Source organism: Brevinema andersonii, assembly GCF_900112165.1.
Taxonomy (GTDB): domain Bacteria; phylum Spirochaetota; class Brevinematia; order Brevinematales; family Brevinemataceae; genus Brevinema; species Brevinema andersonii.
The window spans coordinates 129,513-144,012 of record NZ_FOKY01000002.1 but is presented as its reverse complement, the minus strand read 5'-3'; the positions used below and the strand labels follow the sequence as shown (position 1 = coordinate 144,012).

Here is a 14,500-nt window from a genome sequence, read left to right as displayed (position 1 = left end):
AATAATAACTAATGTACCAATTTTAGGTTCTAAAGTAATACTTCCTTGACTACCTACGAAACATGGAATAGCAAGATTGACATATGTAGTTTGAGTTTCTATGCCATGTGCATCTAAAACAATACAATCAGCTCTATAGTCGTTATGAATTTTGTCTATTTTGGCTATTATAGGGAATGCTTTTTCATTTATATGCGACGTATTAAAATTGAGAGTTCATTAATAGTTTCCTGCATAAAAATCCTCCTATGAGTCTAAAAAAAGAGTGATACGTTCTTTATAATAGATAAAGCTTTTTATAATGTAAGTAGAAAGTTCATTGGGAAAACTGACTTGATGACCAATTTCAATTCCTAATAGAGCAGCACAAGTAACTTCATCGAAATAACGTGTACTTATTCCATATCCAATATGAAGAAAAGAATTTTTTACAGTATCAAGAGAATTGCCAATCCATAATGTTTTGTTTTTATCAATGAAATAAATTATTTTTTTCTCTGAATCTTTTTCATAACTTATTATCAAATCATTAAAGACTTCCTCTTTGAAACCATTAAGAATTAATTGGTCAGGTGTAAAATCTTCTAAAAAAAATCGAACTTCTCTTTTAGTAATGTATCTTATTGCTTCTTGATGTGATGTATTTTGAAAAGTTTCTTGGATTTTTTTTATCAAAAAATTCAAAAGAAGCATGAATTTCACCAATACTTTTATCTATAAAAATAATAGTTCCATCAAATATTTGTTCATGAATATTGTTAATAACGAGATCTAATGTTAACATATCTCCTATTGATATAATTTGTGAACTAAGCGTTTCAGGAATAATTTTTATGATGCAATAAGTTTTAGTGTTGTTTTGATGATATCCACATTCTATTTCAAAATGTTGTGTTAATCTTAATGTTCCTATTTTTAAAATATAAGACACATGACTAAGCATTTTTTTTGTCCTTTAGCCATGATACAGTTCTAAAACCTAAAGATACAGAAATAAGATTATTGTTGCTACTATCCCGTGATGTAAATTCTTCCCATAGAACAAAAATTATTCCTCGTGCATTAATATGTATATTACTGATGATAGAAGGTTTAAGAATAGATTTTTTTATTTGAAATAGCCCTTCTAAAATTTCAAGGCTGGCATAAGGATTTTCTCCTATATGGTTTGTAGTAGGTGCATCAATATTAATATATGTTGATTGTGATCCTTTGCTGCTCACTTGATTGTCAATAATATCAAATAAATTTCTGCCATTAATATTGATAGATTGTATAATACAAGGTAAAATAGTGAAATCTAAAGCTATTAATCCTTCTGTATTATCATTTCTTAATTTCATATGAGGTCCTTTATTATTTATCCTTTATAGTATTGATCCTTGTTAAAAATCTTCTCAATTCATTAACACTAGAGTGTTCTAAAACAGTAGTTTTTTCCGCTAACTGTTTCATAAAAGTTTTATGAATGTCAAAAGTTTCGCGGATAAAATAATTTTGTTTTTCAATTTCTGAAAATATTTTTTCTTTAGTAAAAAGTTCCAGATTTTTTTTATGACATTTCCTAATGAATTAAGTATGTTTTGAGGGTAGAGATTTTTTTGTATTTGCTTCAAATGAAAAGAATTATTTATTGGAAATGAGATATTTTTTTGCTGACTAAATCGGAAAAACCAGCCCTTCTTAGTCATACTAGAAGGGCTGTAATGCTTTACGGTATTTTGTAATAATATTTTTTTTCGACTTACTGTTGGAATAATACTAGAAATGTTGTTAGTTAATATTTTATCAATGTAAAATTGGTTTGCGGTTATATTTTTATGATATTGATAATACTGTTTTTGCAGTATTTGCGGAGAAATTATTGAAAATTTTGGGAGTTTTGGGTAGAAACGCTGGATTTTAGGAATTTTGTATTTTTTTACGCGAATAATAGTTTTAGTTTTCACCAATAACCTCCTTTATTACACGTATAATAGCTCGATAAATAATTTCTTCCCATTCTATCATTGCAAGCTGTGCTTGAGTATGCTGTTCATACCAATTCTCTGTTTGTGGATTAAGATCAAGTTCTTCTCTAAGAAAGGCTTTTGTCCTTGTTTTTAGAACTCGTAGATCATTTGCCCAAAGAGTTTCTATATCTCCGCTACCATAAAATTTTCATCTATTCCAGAATCTTTTAATAAAACGTCGAAAATAGGCTTAAAGGCAAGTGGCTTTTCAGCTAAGAGTTTATTAAGTGTGTCATCTAGTGGATATATTAACATTCGACGAACAAACCTTTCCATTCCAAGCATGCTAGTTTCTTCTTGTGTATCAAAATACAAAAGTAGTTCAGTTTTATTGGGTTTTCTAAAATATAGGTCTCCATCATTATGACTGAATTTTAAAATGACAGCTCCTAATTCTTTAGCATCTTTTATTTCTTGATTCATAGTGTTTCCTTAATTTCTTTCAATACTGCCAAAAATACTAAAACTTAAATCTACACTTAATTGAGAATCTCCTTGCTTTGCATCTTCTTTGATATCTGTAAAACGAACACCTGTCAAGCTGATTGTATAAGGTTTATTATCATCTCCGTTTGGATCTGCATAAATAATATTAATAACAGTACTACGTGGATCTAAGTTCAGAATACCACTAGGAGAAGCACTTATCAGTTGATTAAACTCTGTTTTTAGCATTCGCATACTGCCGTTTGCTGACCAATTCCCACTGCCATAAGCAATAGGTTTGTTCCCTTTTCCGTATACAGCATCTGCCCTTTGGCTTTCGCTAAAACTGATACTTGACACACTATATAAATCTTGACTAAGAGGTGCTAGCGATATGCTAATGCTTCCACAATTATAGGTTTTACCGTTGATTATTACTGACATATTCTTCTCCTCCTATTCTTCATACTTATAACCGAAATTTAATACTATTTTTCTGATTATAGGTACACCATATAAACTGATTTCTGTAAGAACTCCATTATTGACGAAATTCTGTCCTGCAGGCACATTAACACTAAAACTAGTAAGTTCTTTAGGATGAGCGCTAGACATTTGAGAAAGACTATGTCGTATGGCAGACACTAAATTTTGAATTCCTATAATACTTGCAGGTGCATGAATATAAGGTAGGCTGGCTGTACGAGCAAGTTTTATAGCTTTGAATACGGTTCTTACTGTTTCTAAGAAACGGTAATCACTAGTTCTATCAGCCATTGTTATGCCGTTTGACCAAAATAATCCTTTTAGACCAGAATAGCTTCTGAGGGTGATAAATCTTGCTTCATCAAGAGTTTTACTTTGTAAATTAGTCCAATTTCGAGGAAATGATATACCTTGAACAACATAATCACGTGTTGCTCCGATACTTTTACTAACACTGCTGTTAATTAATGTACCTAAACAAGCTGGTAGTACTGATCCCCATATTTTCCCTTGATTTGTTGAAATATAGGCAGCTTGGGCAACGACACTCACAAACCGAGAAGATATATCTTTAAAATCTATAATTTTTTGATTGATTGCAGAAGTAAAATCTTCTTCTTGATCAAACGTCGTTTCAAGTAGAAAAATTGCTGGTTTATGTTCCTCAAAAAGATTATCGGACTTTCGTCCCCAGAAAGATACCTCCTCTACAGAGCTATCTTGAGCAATAACAATAAAGTTGATATCATAGATTTCTAATGCTTTGTCAATTGCTTGTTCTAAAGCTTTTAATGATGATTTTGGTCTTGTTGTTTTTAATTTCCACCAATCTCCAATTTCTGAATCTTCTCCTACTGTGACATTAATACCAAAAAAATCTTCTTCTAAATTTTCAGAAATAAATGTATATTCTTGTTTATGTTTAATCTGTACTGAAAATCCCTCTTCTTTTTTTGTGATAGTTATCAGCATATCGTATAAGGGATCGCCATCATATGTTATTTCTGCTGATCCTGATGAGCTTATTAAAGTAGTTTTTCCTTTAATATCTCCTTCAGTGCGCATAGCGAGTACAGAATTTTCTTTCATATATTCTTGTAAAATAGTTAAATGATCGCTTAAAGGTCCGTTACCGAATAATTTTTTGACATCTGATTGACGAGAAAATGGTTGAATCTCTGAACTGCTGGTATTACTATATCCAACAACTAATGCTTGTGGAGAATCTCCAGAGCTTAAGTCTAAAATTCCATCTTTAATTTCTTCTGTAATATTTGCCCACATTATGTGCCTCTTGTTTGTATTTTTTGTGAAATATGCGGTATCAAGCCATATATTGCTTTATTTTTATAAATGTGACTTTCAGCTTCGAAAACGACGATTGCTTTTTGAGGATCAGTAGGAGATGTTTTCAATTTCCATTCTACTTTTATAGGTGAGAGACTAATATATTTATCTCCTGCAAGTAATCCTGTTTTTAAATCTTTGAGTAGGTTTTCTATTCCTGTTTCTAGTTGCTCTAGTTCATGTAGAACAACTATTAGTGAAAACTTTTGCTTGATACGGTATTTTGTTGTTTCTTGAAGACTAGTACGAAATTCATCATTTGATAAATTTGTATCACCAATAATTAATTCTGTGTAAGGAGCAATATCGTAGCCTGGTTCTAAGCGAATTTCTTCTACTCCAAAATGTTTGATACTCAATTCAGTAATTTCTTGTCTTACTGCACGTAACATTACCACTTTTTTCTCCTAAAAGAATAGCAAATTTGATGTTCTTCTTTAGGCATTTTTATTCCTAAGTCCAATTTTCCATTAGCAATCATTTCTAGTGATTTTAAAGCAGAATCTCTATTGTGTTTGATAGTAGTATCGCTAGAATTCTCTGTTAATCCTTTACGAGAAAGTAAACTGTATAGTGTGAGTCTAACACAAATATCTGTTAGCGAAGAAGGAATCTGTTTTAGAGGTAGCATATAAACTTTACCAATATATAAATTAATTTCCTCTTCTGCACGATTAATTGCTAGGTTGATCCGGGAAAGTGCAGTTTCATTACTTTCCCGGCTGTCATCCTTTGCCCAAGATAAAACAGCAGTTCCTTGACATGCATTAAAAATGTCTTCTATACTGCAATATCGTGTTTCTGAATTCTTTTTCATAATTTTTATCCAATTACGTTTTTGAAGAAAAATCCTGCTTCATAGTTACAAACCCCCCAAGCAATATATTCATCAATAGCAGTAATTTGAGTACTAGAACTTTCATCAGTCCATTGTCTAAAGTTTTCATTTGTTAGAGGGCATCGAATAGTAACTCCAAAACTAGGTTTATCCAGACTAATAATCTGTGTAGGAACATAAGCAAGAATGACATCTTGAGACCAAATAAATTCCATATTTCCTTCTGTTTGAATCATAGAATCAGCAATAATAACGCGTTCTACTTCAATAATATGTCCAAAGTCTTCCGGTGTTAGTCCAGCACGTACTTGAGTAAAAGGCACAGCATCAAGAAGATTCTTTTTATAGCGTAATTTTTGCCAAACCGGATCACTAATAATTACAGTATTGGGATAAAAACCAATTTTGCTTTTAATAGTCTGTTTAGCATAAGCAATATGTTCAATAGGATTACTATCTTTATGATCCCATTTTTGAGCAGCTTCCGGTTCTCTAAAATGTCCTATTGTTTCAAAGGTTTCCTTATTACATACTAGCTTCATTTGTTCGTATTCTAAAGAATTCATTAGGTCTTCATATCCAAGTTCTAAACGTTCTTCTTTCAAGATAAGTGCTTTATGTATATCTACTGCACCCATAAGTTCGTCTTTGTCTACTATTGCTTCAATAGTATAACGTTCGGTCTTCATTAATTTTGAAGGTTTTTTATTTTTGTTATAGGAACGTTCTCTATAATTGCGTTTATATTTGTCTAAGCTGAGATGCTTGTTGCCAAGAATAGCGACTTCAAAAACATCACGTATTACTTCTGCTTCGTAGAGAGGAAATAGAGCATAGCTTAAACGTGCTTTTTTAGGGAATTCTTTTACAGACTCTTCTAAAATGGGATGGATTTTTGAAATTTCATTATTAATCATTTTATACCTCTATATATTATTTGAGCTTAGTGCTCATCTGGATTAAATGCATGTGTGTATGCTTCACTGGAACTGTAGCCTTTTGCTTTTAGAGAGAGCATACGTTTAGCGAATTGACGATCTTCGTTGCCATAAACAGAAAATTTTCCGAGTTTTCTTTCTTCATTGAGCAGGCTACTAATAGGTTCGGGAGATGTTTCAACTGGCAAGTCTTCGAATTTCTGTATCAAAAAGAGAATTTGCTATATTATCTTCAAATTCTCCTAGCTTGTTTTCCAATGGAAGTTCAATTTCAGGTTCTTCTTCAATGAATTCTGGAATGATGGATTTGGGTTCATCTGCTAAATCTGAGGAATCAAGGTTGTATGCTTTCATAATGTATTCTTTACTAAATTTAAACCCCATTGCTTGAATTTTGGAATCACGTTCGATACGGAATTTTTCATCAACAGTCTCAGAGATCCATAAGAATTCTACATAGTCTTTTATTCCATTGATTTGACATAAATGACGAATAAGTCTATTAATTACTTCTCCTATAAATGCTTTATCACTGAGAATAATATCCCGACGTACCAATTCAATCATCGAATCGCTTCCCAGCTTGCCTGGAATAGCATCCATTGCCATAGCATGCCAAGAATCATCTTACTTATTTGTTGAGCACAAGCTTCATGGAAGCTCTTGAAGAGAGTATTAGTGCCATTTTTTTCTGTTTTAAGCACTTCAAAACTATCTCCTCCTCCCACTACCATTCCTCCTGAGGAACGAAATTCTTTGATAGCATTGAGCATTTCCTGACGTTTTTGAGGACTGCTAAGTTCTGTTCTTGCTAAAATAGAGTCATCACCAAATCGGTCAACATATGATGCCCAGAGTTCCATACCTCCTTTTAGCCAGGTAGATGTCCAGAAAACACGTGCTAATAGACCTTCCCATAAGGATTTTGAAAACTAGATCTATATTGAACTAATTCTGCTTCTTTTTGTCTGTTACCTATTGTTGTATTAACAGGGGTTCCATCTTTTGCAATTACAAGTTTACGATGTTTATCAAATGCAAACCAAAAACTAGGTAAAGAATATATTTCTTTAAAAAATATTCTATCTCCTACTTGTTCCATGGGGTGGTATAGCACACTAAATCCGTACCATACGGATTCAAAAATCTGCCTCATTAATGTGCTAATGCTAAGATTTTCAAAGTTTTGTTTTACTAATTGTAAAGCTTCTCCTTCACCGTTTAAATACCAATAATCATTTACTATTGCTGATTCTCGAGCTGTCATTGCTGAATGCAATTCTGGGATTATTGCTATTTCATTTAAAGTTTGGGTAGAATTCATTCCCATACCTCTTAGATATGGGAAACTTGGGCTTGGTAAAGCATCCCATAGTGCTAGCATTTTCCTACTAACAAATTGTTCTTCCATAATGCCTCCTTAATGATTTATGTGATAAGTTATGTGATTCTGAATTTTGGAACTCTCGGTAAATAAATAAATTCTTCATTGTTTTTTCTCGAAATTCTAGAAAAAAGATCAAGACAAGCTTCAAGAGCATCAATCCCATCGTCATGTACATTTGGAGAAGGATAAAATAACAACTGTTCAATAATTATTGCTCCTGCTCTTGATGTTTTAAATTCAGGAGAAAAAACCAGTTTCTCTGTTTCTAAATATCCTAATAATCTTGCTATGCGGTATGTTTTGGGTAAATAATGTTTGACTCCTATAAGTGGCAAATTTAATCCTTGTTTTGTTGCATAACGATCCAATTCTTTCATAAAATATGCTTGAAATCAGTTAGTTTCTACTCCAATGTTGAGTATTCTATCTCTATATTTTATGAATAATTGAGTAGCTCTAAGAAAAAATTCATCATCATGTCCTTGTTCTAAGATAGCATCATGTATGCAATATCTACCTTCTATACTGCGAGAAATTAGTACACATGCTTTAAAATCTTGCAATTTATTTCCATCTGTACTTGGATCTATAAACATAAGCATAGGGGAGTCATTTGGATTGCATCCTTCAATAATATGTGTTTCTTTAAACAATGCATTATCATTTATTGGTAAATTTTGATACTCAGCATTAAATGCTCCTATTCCTAAGCTTTGTTTTCTTTTTTCAAGAAAATCAACGGGAAATCTTTCTGGCCATAAACTTTTTAATTTACCGCTTTTTGTGTATAATGCTTGATAAATTTTTCTTTTCCAATTTTTCCAAATTTCTTCTTGACTAGTAAGAATTTTTCCTACAACACTATTTTTCCTTAATATTGTACCTATTAGAACAATTTGGCCATTAGGTGTTAAGGAAGGAATAAGCCCTCTTTGAATAGTATCCAATGATTTTTGAAAATAATAGGGCTAAGTGCCTCTATATCCTTCTCTATGTCGTCGAGAATAATTAAATCGGGTCGATGTTCTCTATAACGAAATCCACGTAATGATTGTTGTCGTCCTCGTGCTAATATTCTTGTATTTCCTATAATAATATCGTTTTGAGAAACTTTTTTTATTTCTATACAAAAATCTTGTTTTAACGGTTTATTATCTTGGAATTCATATAAAATACTTTGTACTAAATCAGTAGCTAAGTCTTCTGTTGAAGAAATAATTAGAATAAAATGTTTTTTGGAAAATATAGCATTCCATAGTACATAGGCAAAACTTACTAGTGTAGATTTTGAAAAACCACGTGGAGCCGCTATTGCAATGTAGGGATGTTTTTCTTCTAATAGATTAATAATTTCCTTATGAAATTGTGGACTTTTTTGATGTGCATAGTGAGTTAAATAATTACGAAAAAAATACCAAAAATTTTTTTCTGTATTTTTTATATGTGTTTTTTGAGAAGTTTTTGGGTTTAATTGAATATGCATATTTCGCAATAATTCAGGGAGTTTTTTCCGGAATTCTCCTAGTGTTGTTTTTTTTGTCATATTTAACTCACTTGCTTATATAAAAATTGCTCAATAAGAAATATTGTTTGAGAAAAATCCTTGTTAGAATATTTTTTCTTAATGAAGGAAATGAATTCTTCCATAACCCGAATTTTTTCACCTAAAGGATCATTTCCATCATGATATTTTTTACGAATCGAAACTAATAAATCTAATGTTGAAAGATTCTCTTTTGTATTTCCTTCTTGATCAATAAGTTTCATATTTTGATGAATTTTTTCTTCAAGCCATGTCATGATATTTGGAATTTTTTTTGATTTTTCATCAAATTAATCCTTTAATGACATTAAGTAATACAATGATAGTGGATATTATTGCTGCTCCTTGGTATACTGCTTTAGTATTGCTTCTAATTCTGCTTTCATGATCATTAATAATTTCATCAATTTGAAGAAATTTTTGAGAAATTTGTTCTTTACTTGGTTCCATAAATGAACGTAGAATGGCATTCATTTCCCGTATGGATGATGAGTTTTCGTGAGTTGCTTTCGTTAGATTTTTAATATCTTCTTCGATCTCTTGCTGACAATTTTCCATCATATGCTCCTACAAAAATATCGAGTAATAAATACTCGATATTAATTATAAGACAAAATTTCAGCTGATTCTTAGAAACATTTAATTTTTAATAACTTTTTTATTATAATTTTTAAACCATTTGTGATATAAAGGAATAAATTTATAAAGAACGCATTATACCTACAACTTCTCCCAATACTTGAAAATTTTTACTCTCGCAATCATCTGGATAAATAGTCATATTTTCAAATTCCGGATTTCTAGGCATAATTAGAACTTTGTCAGGTAAGATTTGAATATCCTTAACAGAACAGGCACCATCAAACATGATCACACAAAGTCCATCATATCCTAATCTAGGACTATCTATTCTATGTACAATTAAGAGGTCTCCATCTTGAATAGTAGGGAGCATACTGTTACCTCTAGCTCTTACAAGAAATAATTCTTTAGGCTGATATCCCTGTAGGAATTTTCTGTCTAAAAAAAAGTTTTCCACATTTGCATCAAAATTAATAATGCCAGTACCAGCGCTTGCAGAAATATCCACTAATGGAATAGCTGTCATTTTTGATTCTAATTCGTCGTTCGATAGAAACATAGATCCTTCTCCTGTTAATATCCATTGAGCATTTATTCCGATATTTTGAATTCTCGATAAACATTCAATGCCTATTTCGGTTTCGTTTGTTTCAATACGTGATAATGATTGTTGAGATATTTTTATGTCATTTGCAAACTCCTTTTGGTTTTTTTTTAAGGCTTTTCGTGCTTCTTTTATTCTTATACCGTATTCCATAATGAACTCCAATATTTTTTACCTAAAAAACAGTTGATTTTTAACTCTAATTCGAGTAAAATAGCGTGTATATTGTATGAGAATTTTTTAATTATTGCAAATTTTAGAACAGTAATTTTTATTTATAGGAGTTTTTTATGCAAAAAACAATTACTAGTCCATGTTTTATTATGGATTATTATTTTAATAATCTTCCGGAGACAGCTGAAATAAAAGAGTGGACTGCAATAGGTCGTCTACAGAATGTAAAAACATTTAAAGTAGGATGTAGCATGTTGACTTTTGCTCATATTGAGCTTGAAAAAGAAAATATTATTGTTCTTATTCCCAATTTTTCACCGTTTCGTGATAGTTTGGTGAGTTATTTAGGTGAAGTTATAGAATTTACTTTATTGTCTTGTAAGGAATTCGGAGAAATAAGGTATATTTTAAGATCACTTAAGCTGACCAAAAAAATAAAAAATAAACCACTTGTTAAACGCCATAAAAGACGCTCTCCTATTCTTAATGCTCTTTTTCGTATTACAGATGATGAGGATGATGAGGATTTTATTCGTACCATTGTTAAAGAAATTGGTCCTGGATCTACAGTGTATTTTCCAAAAATCAAAACAAAAAATTTTCAGGAAAAGATAGTACTTCAAGAAGCAAAAATTTCAGTACAGAATTTTTATGGAGAAAACATATGCCAGTAAACTATAGTACATTAAAAACACTATTTAAGCAGAAATTTGGAGATGAAGGCTTGAAAAATTATTTTATTTTTATGAGTTATTTAGAACAAAAAATAGCATTTGTGCCTTCATTGCGTACTGTTGATATTTTTCTCCGAAATGTTCAAATCAGAAAAATGAAAACCCAGGGAATAAAATCTAAAGATTTAGCTAAACAATTTAAATTAACAGAAGCTCGTGTTACTCAAATTGTCCGTTCTAATCAATAATTCTAATATACTAGCTGCATAATATACCCATTATTAAAATAATGTTCTAAAGTAATTTTTTCTAAAGGTTCAGGATTTTCATACCCTGCTGAAACTCCCATAAAATAAGGTGTAATCAATTGAAAAGAATAATACAGCAAACGATTTTTAGAAGCAACAATAAAAATCGCTGAACGTTGAGCTGGATTTTGTTTGAATAATCTGATAGGGTATGCTTCTTTTGGATACTCAACTAGCTCCCCCATTTTAGCTAGTTGTATTGCTTGTGTGTTGTTGTGAAAAAATATATATAAATCCTCACTACGTTTATAGTCCGAAGCTACCCATACGGTATCGTTAATAATTTTAGAGAAATCGTTTAGATTATTAAAATTGGGTATTTGTTGAGAAGTTGTTGCTTTGAAATTTTGATTAGTAACCGCAGAATTAGTGTTGATTTGTGAAAATATATTGTTATTCAGCAATGTCAAAACTATGAAAACTATAAGCTGTATCATAAGAACCTTCCATGAAATATTGATGTTTTGTTATAGCTATTAGTTATATCGGTTTTTATTCTATACTTTCTTTAGTACTGTATAGTATTTTTTGAGATATTAATATTATGCTATAATTTTTATAGTTGTTTTTTTTACATGATGTTTTAAAATATACTATTTGTTAAGGAAAATAAGTTATGACTGAAGTTTTGGGTTTACAACAAAAAGAGCTCCCTTATTATAAGCGTTGGTTTCGTCACTCTGAAGTTCAACTTTTTGTATGGGAATTAGATATGCAAATCGTACGATTTGCATTTTCATTTAATTATCAAAATTTAGAGTATGTATTTTTATGGGATGCCGATAAAATACAAGATAAACAACGATTCTTATTATGCTTGTCAGATAATATTAAATTACATGAGATTGATGATTTTTCATATGTATCAGTGCGGCATGTCTTGAATGATATTCCTTTCCAACCATCTATTAAAGCTTCTCAGATAGTGGGCAGTGAAAAAAAAATTCTTATGTCTATTGTAAAAAATAATCTTTTATCTTATGGAGAAAAATTACCCTGCAATATAAAGCATTATGTTTTTTGTGCTTTATGGTATTCAGCTTGTTGATTTGTGTTTTTTTTTTCTTTATGCTATGATGAACTATTCTATTTTAGGGATGCTTTATGAAAGCCGCAAAAAAAGTGTTTTTTTTCTTAATGTTTTTTATGGTACCGTCTTTTTCTCAAAATAAAATAGTTTCTCAAAGCCTTTCACTGCAGGAATTAAAAAATGGCATCTCCTTATTCAATGAGAGACGTTATCCTACAGCTATTCAAGCTTTTGAACGTGCATTAGCTTATGAACCGCAAAATTTTGCCGCAAAATATAGGCTTGGGTTATCTTATTTGCATGCAGGATATGCTCAAAATGCGATTCGTGTTTGGGAAGATCTCGTTCATCAAGGAGTTGCTGATCATCATGTACTTCAGAGACTCAATAATCTTTATTTTCTTGTTTCTATGGATAAAGGTTATCAATATGATTATCCTTATGTGTTCCGAGAATTTTTTGACGGGTTTACGGAAGCAGGTCATGCATTAATTCGACCTTCATTTATTACATATGATAAATATAAAGATTTAAAATTTGTGTCTTCGGCATCTACTGGTCTGGTTTTGGAAATTGATTCTGCCAATACCATAAAACAAAAATACGGCTCGCGATTTTTTCGCTCTTCTCTTTTAAAAATGCCTATGGGTTTAGTTTTATTAGATCACTTGCTTTTTGTAGCTGATTTTAAACAAGATAAAATTTTTGTTTTTAATAGGAATCTAACAGGCACACAGGCATGGAATTTCGGAAAGACAGGAACGGAGCCGGGACAACTCTCAGGTCCTATGGGTATGATGTTAGGGCTTGATGGATATCTTTATATTGTTGAGAATGGTAATGGACGTATTCAAAAAATGTCTACTAATGGAACTTCTATTAGTATATTTGGTAAAGATATTTTGTTTCGGCCTACAGATATTGAGCTTATTGGGGATAAAATTTTTGTTTCTGATATCAGTCATAGTGGTGAAGGACGTATTATAGTTTTTGATATAGATGGAAACTTTGAAAGCACATTTGGGGAATCTTTTTTGTCGGAGCCTAGAGGGCTTTTTCGAGATGGACAAACTTTATATATTTCTGATGCAAAAAATGGTCTTTTTCTTTATAATATCGAGCTTCAGACTGCAACATCTTTTTCTGTTCAAGATGATAAATTAAGTTATCCATTTGATCTACTGAAGGATAAAGACAGTATTATTGTACGTACGGATTTTAATTCTCAGATGTTAGGCATTTACAGTCCGTTGCAAGGTATATATGGTAATTTGTCTATTGACATTCCTCAGATTATTACAGAAAATTACCCATATATTTATGCCTTGTTGCGTGTGAGAAATAAAGATGGTACTCCTCTTACAGGAATTACATCTGAAGAATTAACAGTAAAAGAATTTGATACAACTCTTGCAAGACCTATTCTTCAGGGTACCACAAAATTTCGTTCAAATATGTTGGTTTCTTTTGTTATTGATCGTAGTAAATCGATGGATCCTTATATGCCGCAACTAGAATATTATATTAAAACATTTTTATCGAATATGTCCGGAGATGATTTATTGGATATAAAAATAGTAGATGATAGAATATATTCTTTTCCTCGTCAGCAGGCTTCTATAGGAGCTCCTTGGTATACAATAACTAATCATAAAACACAAGACAAACTTTCTCAAGATTTCGATATAGCTATTTATGATTCAATTACTGCTTTGTTAAATAATTTGAGAAATAGGGCAATTGTTGTGTTCACATCAGGAGAAGGTGGTAATCAAACATTCGAAACATATGGATCAGATATTTTGAAGACTTATGCTGATCAAAATAGTATTCCTATTTATGTGGTTAATTTTTCTTCCGGGAATAGGTCATTTTGGGAAAATTTGACGAAAGGATCGCATGGCAAATATTTTAATGCACGCACTCAGGCAAATCAAATTCTTAATTTATATTCTCAAATAAAAGATTCACCACCCTTAGAATATTTAGTAGAATTTTCTTCATTAGATTACCGTAAAAATCCGGGAATTTGGGTGGATTTATCACTAGCATTGAATAGATCTGGAGTAAGTGGCATTGCTTTGAGCGGATATTTTGTTCCTATGCAAACAAAGACAAGTTTGTCAACTAATGATCTATTTCGATAAGTTT

At 31.1% G+C, this 14,500-nt stretch carries 23 protein-coding genes and 1 pseudogene; 4 read left to right on the top strand and 20 right to left on the bottom strand.

Features of this window, described 5'->3' with window-relative positions:
* Positions 1–246: 246 nt before the first annotated feature.
* The 19 genes and pseudogenes from BM018_RS03175 to BM018_RS03085 form a co-directional block, all read right to left on the bottom strand.
* Positions 247–693: a hypothetical protein gene (locus BM018_RS03175; RefSeq protein WP_092318542.1), complete on the bottom strand. Its 447-nt coding sequence runs from the start codon at positions 691–693 to the stop codon at positions 247–249.
* On the bottom strand, positions 608–943 hold the full coding sequence (locus tag BM018_RS07580) for a hypothetical protein (RefSeq protein ID WP_143280391.1): 336 nt from the start codon (positions 941–943) through the stop codon (positions 608–610). The genes BM018_RS03175 and BM018_RS07580 overlap by 86 nt, the downstream gene beginning before the upstream one ends.
* Positions 936–1,343, bottom strand: a complete 408-nt coding sequence (locus tag BM018_RS03170; RefSeq protein ID WP_092318540.1) for a hypothetical protein — start codon at positions 1,341–1,343, stop codon at positions 936–938. The genes BM018_RS07580 and BM018_RS03170 overlap by 8 nt, the downstream gene beginning before the upstream one ends.
* Before the next feature lie 108 nt (positions 1,344–1,451).
* On the bottom strand, positions 1,452–1,949 hold the full coding sequence (locus BM018_RS03165) for a hypothetical protein (protein ID WP_092318538.1): 498 nt from the start codon (positions 1,947–1,949) through the stop codon (positions 1,452–1,454).
* Positions 1,950–2,135: 186 nt separating this feature from the next.
* A complete protein-coding gene (locus tag BM018_RS03160; RefSeq protein WP_092318536.1) occupies positions 2,136–2,435 on the bottom strand; it encodes a hypothetical protein in 300 nt (99 codons plus the stop codon).
* A 9-nt stretch (positions 2,436–2,444) separates the two neighbouring features.
* Entirely contained in the window at positions 2,445–2,882 is a 438-nt protein-coding gene (locus BM018_RS03155) for a hypothetical protein (RefSeq protein ID WP_092318534.1), read from the bottom strand.
* Positions 2,883–2,894: 12 nt separating this feature from the next.
* Entirely contained in the window at positions 2,895–4,208 is a 1,314-nt protein-coding gene (locus BM018_RS03150; RefSeq protein ID WP_092318532.1) for a DUF2586 family protein, read from the bottom strand.
* Positions 4,208–4,669, bottom strand: coding sequence for a hypothetical protein (locus tag BM018_RS03145; RefSeq protein WP_092318530.1), 462 nt, complete (start codon positions 4,667–4,669; stop codon positions 4,208–4,210). Before BM018_RS03145 ends, BM018_RS03150 begins: the two co-directional genes overlap by 1 nt.
* Complete coding sequence (locus tag BM018_RS03140) at positions 4,663–5,088, bottom strand: DUF1320 domain-containing protein (RefSeq protein WP_092318528.1); 426 nt, start codon at positions 5,086–5,088, stop codon at positions 4,663–4,665. The genes BM018_RS03145 and BM018_RS03140 overlap by 7 nt, the downstream gene beginning before the upstream one ends.
* Positions 5,089–5,093: 5 nt before the next feature.
* Positions 5,094–6,026 carry a hypothetical protein gene (locus BM018_RS03135; RefSeq protein WP_092318526.1) on the bottom strand — a complete coding sequence of 311 codons (933 nt, stop codon included), beginning with the start codon at positions 6,024–6,026 and terminating at the stop codon, positions 5,094–5,096.
* A gap of 26 nt (positions 6,027–6,052) precedes the next feature.
* A complete protein-coding gene (locus BM018_RS03130; protein WP_143280390.1) occupies positions 6,053–6,235 on the bottom strand; it encodes a hypothetical protein in 183 nt (60 codons plus the stop codon).
* Positions 6,225–6,614 (bottom strand): phage portal protein family protein, encoded by a 390-nt coding sequence (locus tag BM018_RS03125; RefSeq protein ID WP_092318522.1) that lies wholly within the window; start codon positions 6,612–6,614, stop codon positions 6,225–6,227. Before BM018_RS03125 ends, BM018_RS03130 begins: the two co-directional genes overlap by 11 nt.
* Positions 6,611–7,314, bottom strand: a pseudogene (locus BM018_RS08365) (phage portal protein family protein). Before BM018_RS08365 ends, BM018_RS03125 begins: the two are co-directional and overlap by 4 nt.
* A 173-nt stretch (positions 7,315–7,487) precedes the next feature.
* Entirely contained in the window at positions 7,488–7,811 is a 324-nt protein-coding gene (locus tag BM018_RS03110; protein ID WP_092318516.1) for a hypothetical protein, read from the bottom strand.
* A gap of 15 nt (positions 7,812–7,826) precedes the next feature.
* Entirely contained in the window at positions 7,827–8,381 is a 555-nt protein-coding gene (locus BM018_RS03105) for a hypothetical protein (RefSeq protein WP_092318514.1), read from the bottom strand.
* Positions 8,345–8,977 (bottom strand): hypothetical protein, encoded by a 633-nt coding sequence (locus BM018_RS03100; protein ID WP_092318512.1) that lies wholly within the window; start codon positions 8,975–8,977, stop codon positions 8,345–8,347. Before BM018_RS03100 ends, BM018_RS03105 begins: the two co-directional genes overlap by 37 nt.
* A 2-nt stretch (positions 8,978–8,979) precedes the next feature.
* A complete protein-coding gene (locus tag BM018_RS03095) occupies positions 8,980–9,201 on the bottom strand; it encodes a hypothetical protein (RefSeq protein ID WP_234945094.1) in 222 nt (73 codons plus the stop codon).
* Positions 9,202–9,262: 61 nt separating this feature from the next.
* Positions 9,263–9,535 carry a hypothetical protein gene (locus tag BM018_RS03090; protein ID WP_092318508.1) on the bottom strand — a complete coding sequence of 91 codons (273 nt, stop codon included), beginning with the start codon at positions 9,533–9,535 and terminating at the stop codon, positions 9,263–9,265.
* Positions 9,536–9,677: 142 nt separating this feature from the next.
* Positions 9,678–10,316 (bottom strand): XRE family transcriptional regulator, encoded by a 639-nt coding sequence (locus tag BM018_RS03085; protein WP_092318506.1) that lies wholly within the window; start codon positions 10,314–10,316, stop codon positions 9,678–9,680.
* 137 nt (positions 10,317–10,453) lie between these two features.
* Between BM018_RS03085 and BM018_RS03080 the strand changes: the two genes are divergently transcribed.
* Together BM018_RS03080 and BM018_RS03075 are read left to right on the top strand one after the other, a co-directional pair.
* Positions 10,454–11,011, top strand: coding sequence for a hypothetical protein (locus BM018_RS03080; RefSeq protein WP_092318504.1), 558 nt, complete (start codon positions 10,454–10,456; stop codon positions 11,009–11,011).
* Positions 11,002–11,259, top strand: coding sequence for a hypothetical protein (locus BM018_RS03075; RefSeq protein ID WP_092318502.1), 258 nt, complete (start codon positions 11,002–11,004; stop codon positions 11,257–11,259). Before BM018_RS03080 ends, BM018_RS03075 begins: the two co-directional genes overlap by 10 nt.
* A gap of 2 nt (positions 11,260–11,261) precedes the next feature.
* On the opposite strand, the gene BM018_RS03070 is transcribed toward BM018_RS03075, so the two are convergent.
* Positions 11,262–11,756, bottom strand: coding sequence for a hypothetical protein (locus tag BM018_RS03070; protein ID WP_092318500.1), 495 nt, complete (start codon positions 11,754–11,756; stop codon positions 11,262–11,264).
* A gap of 179 nt (positions 11,757–11,935) precedes the next feature.
* On the opposite strand from BM018_RS03070, the gene BM018_RS03065 reads away from it, so the two are divergent.
* Together BM018_RS03065 and BM018_RS03060 are read left to right on the top strand one after the other, a co-directional pair.
* Entirely contained in the window at positions 11,936–12,367 is a 432-nt protein-coding gene (locus BM018_RS03065; protein WP_092318498.1) for a hypothetical protein, read from the top strand.
* Between the two features lie 56 nt (positions 12,368–12,423).
* Positions 12,424–14,496, top strand: coding sequence for a tetratricopeptide repeat protein (locus BM018_RS03060; protein WP_092318496.1), 2,073 nt, complete (start codon positions 12,424–12,426; stop codon positions 14,494–14,496).
* Positions 14,497–14,500: the final 4 nt, after the last annotated feature.

Coding starts and splice junctions, on each gene's coding strand:
- BM018_RS03175 (WP_092318542.1), bottom strand. CDS start 693: ATGCTTCTTTTGAATTTTTTGATAAAAAAAATCCAAGAAACTTTTCAA.
- BM018_RS07580 (WP_143280391.1), bottom strand. CDS start 943: ATGCTTAGTCATGTGTCTTATATTTTAAAAATAGGAACATTAAGATTA.
- BM018_RS03170 (WP_092318540.1), bottom strand. CDS start 1,343: ATGAAATTAAGAAATGATAATACAGAAGGATTAATAGCTTTAGATTTC.
- BM018_RS03160 (WP_092318536.1), bottom strand. CDS start 2,435: ATGAATCAAGAAATAAAAGATGCTAAAGAATTAGGAGCTGTCATTTTA.
- BM018_RS03155 (WP_092318534.1), bottom strand. CDS start 2,882: ATGTCAGTAATAATCAACGGTAAAACCTATAATTGTGGAAGCATTAGC.
- BM018_RS03150 (WP_092318532.1), bottom strand. CDS start 4,208: ATGTGGGCAAATATTACAGAAGAAATTAAAGATGGAATTTTAGACTTA.
- BM018_RS03140 (WP_092318528.1), bottom strand. CDS start 5,088: ATGAAAAAGAATTCAGAAACACGATATTGCAGTATAGAAGACATTTTT.
- BM018_RS03135 (WP_092318526.1), bottom strand. CDS start 6,026: ATGATTAATAATGAAATTTCAAAAATCCATCCCATTTTAGAAGAGTCT.
- BM018_RS03125 (WP_092318522.1), bottom strand. CDS start 6,614: ATGATTGAATTGGTACGTCGGGATATTATTCTCAGTGATAAAGCATTT.
- BM018_RS03110 (WP_092318516.1), bottom strand. CDS start 7,811: ATGAAAGAATTGGATCGTTATGCAACAAAACAAGGATTAAATTTGCCA.
- BM018_RS03100 (WP_092318512.1), bottom strand. CDS start 8,977: ATGACAAAAAAAACAACACTAGGAGAATTCCGGAAAAAACTCCCTGAA.
- BM018_RS03095 (WP_234945094.1), bottom strand. CDS start 9,201: ATGAAACTTATTGATCAAGAAGGAAATACAAAAGAGAATCTTTCAACA.
- BM018_RS03090 (WP_092318508.1), bottom strand. CDS start 9,535: ATGGAAAATTGTCAGCAAGAGATCGAAGAAGATATTAAAAATCTAACG.
- BM018_RS03085 (WP_092318506.1), bottom strand. CDS start 10,316: ATGGAATACGGTATAAGAATAAAAGAAGCACGAAAAGCCTTAAAAAAA.
- BM018_RS03080 (WP_092318504.1), top strand. CDS start 10,454: ATGCAAAAAACAATTACTAGTCCATGTTTTATTATGGATTATTATTTT.
- BM018_RS03075 (WP_092318502.1), top strand. CDS start 11,002: ATGCCAGTAAACTATAGTACATTAAAAACACTATTTAAGCAGAAATTT.
- BM018_RS03070 (WP_092318500.1), bottom strand. CDS start 11,756: ATGATACAGCTTATAGTTTTCATAGTTTTGACATTGCTGAATAACAAT.
- BM018_RS03065 (WP_092318498.1), top strand. CDS start 11,936: ATGACTGAAGTTTTGGGTTTACAACAAAAAGAGCTCCCTTATTATAAG.
- BM018_RS03060 (WP_092318496.1), top strand. CDS start 12,424: ATGAAAGCCGCAAAAAAAGTGTTTTTTTTCTTAATGTTTTTTATGGTA.